The sequence below is a fragment of the Flavobacterium sp. genome (assembly GCF_043720215.1).
GTDB lineage: Bacteria > Bacteroidota > Bacteroidia > Flavobacteriales > Flavobacteriaceae > Flavobacterium.
The window spans coordinates 1-4130 of sequence record NZ_JAYSSZ010000123.1; the positions used below are offsets into that span (position 1 = coordinate 1).

Sequence of the window (4130 nt, forward strand, 5' to 3'; positions counted from 1 at the left end):
CAAAACGGGTTACCAATTGGTCGTTAAACCTTGGATCTGGTAAAAGTGGTCTTTTCTTTGCCGCTCTTTTTCTCATGTCTTTTTTTTAATAAAATTCCGTACACACGTTGCACTGCAACGTCTCTATCGTAATTTTAAATTACTTTTTTGCTTCTTTTGGGCGTTTTGCTCCGTACTTAGATCTTCTTTGCGTTCTTCCCGCCACACCTGATGTATCAAGTGCACCACGAACGATGTGGTATCTTACTCCTGGCAAATCTTTTACCCTTCCACCCCTAACTAATACTATCGAGTGCTCTTGTAGATTGTGTCCTTCTCCAGGGATGTAGGCATTTACTTCGTTACCATTTGTCAAACGTACACGCGCTACTTTACGCATTGCAGAGTTTGGTTTTTTTGGAGTCGTAGTGTAAACACGCGTACAAACACCTCTTCTTTGAGGACAAGAATCTAGGGCAACCGATTTAGACTTCTTAGTCATTTTGGTTCTTCCTATTCTTACTAATTGTTGAATTGTTGGCATAATTAAATACTAAAAATTACTTGTTTATAAAATTCCCGCTTTTTACGGGGTTGCAAATGTACAAATATTTTTTAACGAAACAAATCATAATTCATTAATTTTCAATGTTATTATTATACATTTGAGTTTTAATACGAAACACCGTGTTTTTTCGTTACTTTAAATAAAAAAATAATTTGAAATTTCTTTTTTCTATTCTTACCCTCTTCATTTGTCAAAACATTTTGGCACAAAATTCTTATTTGCAAATAAAAGGAACCAACGAAAGTGAAAACAAAACAATCGATTCTCTAACTTATGTTAAGAAACATGCAAATACAAAATCACTTATTGATGAAGTAAATTTATTTTCTGATAAATTATTAAAAAATGGTTATTTGACTTCTAAACATGATGAAGTTATTAAAGTAAATGATTCTACATTTCTATTTAATTACAACATTGGATTAAAAAACAAATTTATACATATATATATAGGTGAAAATTTTGAATTATTAAATTTAAAAAATGACACATTAAAAATATCACTTTCCGAAACCGAAAATTTCATGAATACAACTTTGCTTATATTAGAAAAGAAAGGATATTCGCTAGCGAAGTTGCAACTGATTAATTTTAAGAAAGAAAACAACGAACTTTTTGCTGATTTGAGTTTAGCAGCAGAAAAAATCAGAACACTCGATGATATTGTAATTAATGGTTACGATAAATTTCCCGCAGGTCACAAAAAACAAATTAAAAGATTATACCGAAACAAAGTCTTTAACCAAGAAAATTTAAAGAAAATATATACCGATTTTGGAAAGTTGCGATTTGTAAGCCAACCGAAATATCCCGAAATTTTGTTTACCAAAGATTCTACAAAAGTTTACGTGTATCTCGAAAAAGCAAAACCAAACACTTTTGATGGTTTTATAGGATTCACAAATGATGAAAATAAAAAACTGATTGTAAACGGTTATCTCGACCTGCAATTGCAAAATATTTTAAACGGTGGTGAAAAAATTTCTCTTTATTGGAAAAGCGACGGAAAGAATCAAAAAACCTTCAATGGTGCGATTGAAATTCCTTATATTTTTAAAAGTCCATTGGGATTGAAAGCACAATTAAATATTTTTAAGCAAGATAGTTTGTTTCAAAACACACAAACAGCAATCGATTTGGGTTATTATTTTAATTACAATACCAAAGTTTATTTAGGTTATCAAAGTGCTGAATCTAGCGATATTCAAAATACAAATAGCAGCACAATAAGCGATTTTAAAAATTCATTTATTACCACACATTTAGATTTTTCGGTTTACAATCCAGACGATTATTTATTTCCTGATAAAACCCAAATTTATTTTAAGCTTGGGACTGGAAAAAGAGATTTAGAACTCAGTAGTAGCAATCAGTTTTTTGGCACATTAAATCTGAGTCATAATTTTTATTTGAACAAAAAAAACATCATTAACATAAGAAGTTTGAATCATTATTTAAAAAGTGATTCTTATATTATTAATGAGTTGCATCGTTTTGGCGGCATAAATTCCATAAGAGGTTTTAACGAAAACAGCTTACAGGGCAATACTTTTACTTCGATTTTGACAGAATATCGATATGTTGCTAATTCTAATATTTACATCCATTCGATTATCGATTACGGTTATTACCAAGACAAATCATCTAATACATCTAACAGTTTAGTTGGATTGGGTTTCGGGTTTGGATTACTAACAAAAAATGGTCTTTTCAATTTAGTATATGCTAACGGAAGCACGAAAGAACAAGCTATTAAGTTATCGAATTCGATAGTTCATATTAGTTTTAAAGCAAGATTTTAAAATAGACTTCTTAGATAATTAGACTACTTAGATTATTAGACTTTATGGTTCTTTTAGGAATCAAGCTATATATAAAAGCTAAGAATCTATTTTTTCAATACCAACAATTACAAATTCAAATACATTTTAAAGTCTAAGCAATCTAATAATCTAAGTAGTCTAAAAATCTAAAAAAAAACTATCTTTGCACCATGGAAAAAGAAAACCAAATATTTGGAATACGTGCGATTATCGAAGCTATAAATGCTAAAAAAGAAATTGATAAAGTCTTTATACAAAGCGATGCACAAAGTGAATTGATGCAAGAATTACAAAAATTGATGAAAAAAAATAGCATCAATTTTTCGTATGTCCCTGTCGAAAAATTAAACAGACTAACTCCTAACAACCATCAAGGTGCTGTCGCAACCATTGCTCCTATTACGTTTCAGGATTTAGAAAAACTAATAGATACCGTTGTAGAAAGCGGCAAAAAACCATTGTTTTTAATCTTAGACCAATTGTCTGATGCTAGAAATTTTGGTGCTATTATTCGTACTGCAGAATGTACTGGTGTCGATGGAATTATTGTGCAAAAACAAGGTTCAGCTCCTGTAAACGGAGATACTGTAAAAACGTCTGCTGGTGCTGTTTTTAATGTGCCTATTTGCAAAGTTGATCATATAAAAGATGCTGTTTTCTTACTACAAGCTTCTGGTATAAAAATCGTTGCAGCTACCGAAAAAACCGAAAGCAATATTTATGATATTTCACTAAACGAAGGCGTTGCCATCATTATGGGAAGCGAAGATCGTGGTGTAAATCCGTCTGTTTTAAAAATTGTAGATGAGAAAGCGAAGTTACCTATGTTTGGAAGTATTGGTTCACTAAATGTTTCTGTTGCTTGTGGTGCTTTTTTGTATGAAACGGTGAGGCAGAGAGGATAATATTTATCTTTTAAAAAAAGCAGGATTTATTACATTATCCTGCTTTTTAATAAACTTATAATTTCTTCTTTTTCTTGAATTACTTTTTCATATAATTCAACAACTTTATTAAGGTTATCTGTATTTGATATAGTTTGATTTTCAATATACCCACTTTGATTATTAGGTTTGTGAATATAAAAAATATTTTTATCATTAGATATTAAATCCGTTATTTTTAAGTCTAAAGCATCAGCTAAAACAGGAATTTTATCCCAGTCTAAAAAAGTACTATTACTTTCAAATCTAGAATATTTAGACTGAGAAATATTTAGCATCTCCGCCATTTTTTCTTGTGATAACCCTTTGTTTTCTCTTGCCTTTTTAACTTTCGCTCCAATTTCCATATCAAATATTTTTTGTAAATATAATTAATTCATATTTGAATTAAAAATATTCATATTTGAATAACAATTTATTCTATTGAAACTTTTCTTTGCATCAATAATTTTAAAACAAACTATTCATGAATTTATTTAGCAAAAAAAGTGCTTTATTGACTATTTCAATATTTAGTGCTACTTTTTTAATGAGTTTTAATCAAAACGAAACGAACTACGGAAAAGTAACTGAGGTGAGCATTAGTGAGAATGTTATTTCAGAAAATCAAAAACCTACAATTACAGGATTAGTCAGAGTAGCTGCAAGAGCTGCGGTTAATGCTATCGCACACATGACCCCAGAACTTGAACAGATGTCATACACGCTAATGGGCGTAAAAGCTCCAGATGATATTGAAGGGTCAAAAAATGAAAAACTTACTAATTTAGATTAAATAAATTAATGTATCGATATATTTTCTCAACCCTGATCTCA

At 30.0% G+C, this 4130-nt stretch carries 5 protein-coding genes and 1 pseudogene; 3 read left to right on the top strand and 3 right to left on the bottom strand.

Annotation, left to right across the window (positions count from 1 at the left end; genetic code table 11):
- Both ACHZC3_RS05875 and rpsL read right to left on the bottom strand, forming a co-directional pair.
- Window positions 1-76, bottom strand: a pseudogene (locus ACHZC3_RS05875) (30S ribosomal protein S7); the annotation flags it as partial.
- A 63-nt stretch (window positions 77-139) separates the two neighbouring features.
- The gene (gene rpsL / locus ACHZC3_RS05880; protein ID WP_011963473.1) at window positions 140-523 is read right to left on the bottom strand and encodes a 30S ribosomal protein S12; all 384 of its coding nucleotides are present in this window, start codon (window positions 521-523) and stop codon (window positions 140-142) included.
- A gap of 224 nt (window positions 524-747) precedes the next feature.
- On the opposite strand from rpsL, the gene ACHZC3_RS05885 reads away from it, so the two are divergent.
- Both ACHZC3_RS05885 and rlmB read left to right on the top strand, forming a co-directional pair.
- Window positions 748-2349 carry a hypothetical protein gene (locus ACHZC3_RS05885; RefSeq protein WP_394758948.1) on the top strand — a complete coding sequence of 534 codons (1602 nt, stop codon included), beginning with the start codon at window positions 748-750 and terminating at the stop codon, window positions 2347-2349.
- Between the two features lie 191 nt (window positions 2350-2540).
- Window positions 2541-3275 (top strand): 23S rRNA (guanosine(2251)-2'-O)-methyltransferase RlmB, encoded by a 735-nt coding sequence (rlmB, locus tag ACHZC3_RS05890; RefSeq protein ID WP_394758949.1) that lies wholly within the window; start codon window positions 2541-2543, stop codon window positions 3273-3275.
- 29 nt (window positions 3276-3304) lie between these two features.
- Here rlmB and ACHZC3_RS05895 read toward each other — a convergent pair whose 3' ends face one another.
- Window positions 3305-3661: a helix-turn-helix domain-containing protein gene (locus ACHZC3_RS05895; protein WP_394758950.1), complete on the bottom strand. Its 357-nt coding sequence runs from the start codon at window positions 3659-3661 to the stop codon at window positions 3305-3307.
- Window positions 3662-3780: 119 nt separating this feature from the next.
- On the opposite strand from ACHZC3_RS05895, the gene ACHZC3_RS05900 reads away from it, so the two are divergent.
- Window positions 3781-4089 (top strand): hypothetical protein, encoded by a 309-nt coding sequence (locus ACHZC3_RS05900; RefSeq protein WP_394758951.1) that lies wholly within the window; start codon window positions 3781-3783, stop codon window positions 4087-4089.
- Window positions 4090-4130: the final 41 nt, after the last annotated feature.

Excerpts from the sequence above, each read along its gene's own strand:
- rpsL (WP_011963473.1), bottom strand. The coding sequence starts at position 523 with ATGCCAACAATTCAACAATTAGTAAGAATAGGAAGAACCAAAATGACT.
- rlmB (WP_394758949.1), top strand. The coding sequence starts at position 2,541 with ATGGAAAAAGAAAACCAAATATTTGGAATACGTGCGATTATCGAAGCT.
- ACHZC3_RS05895 (WP_394758950.1), bottom strand. The coding sequence starts at position 3,661 with ATGGAAATTGGAGCGAAAGTTAAAAAGGCAAGAGAAAACAAAGGGTTA.
- ACHZC3_RS05900 (WP_394758951.1), top strand. The coding sequence starts at position 3,781 with ATGAATTTATTTAGCAAAAAAAGTGCTTTATTGACTATTTCAATATTT.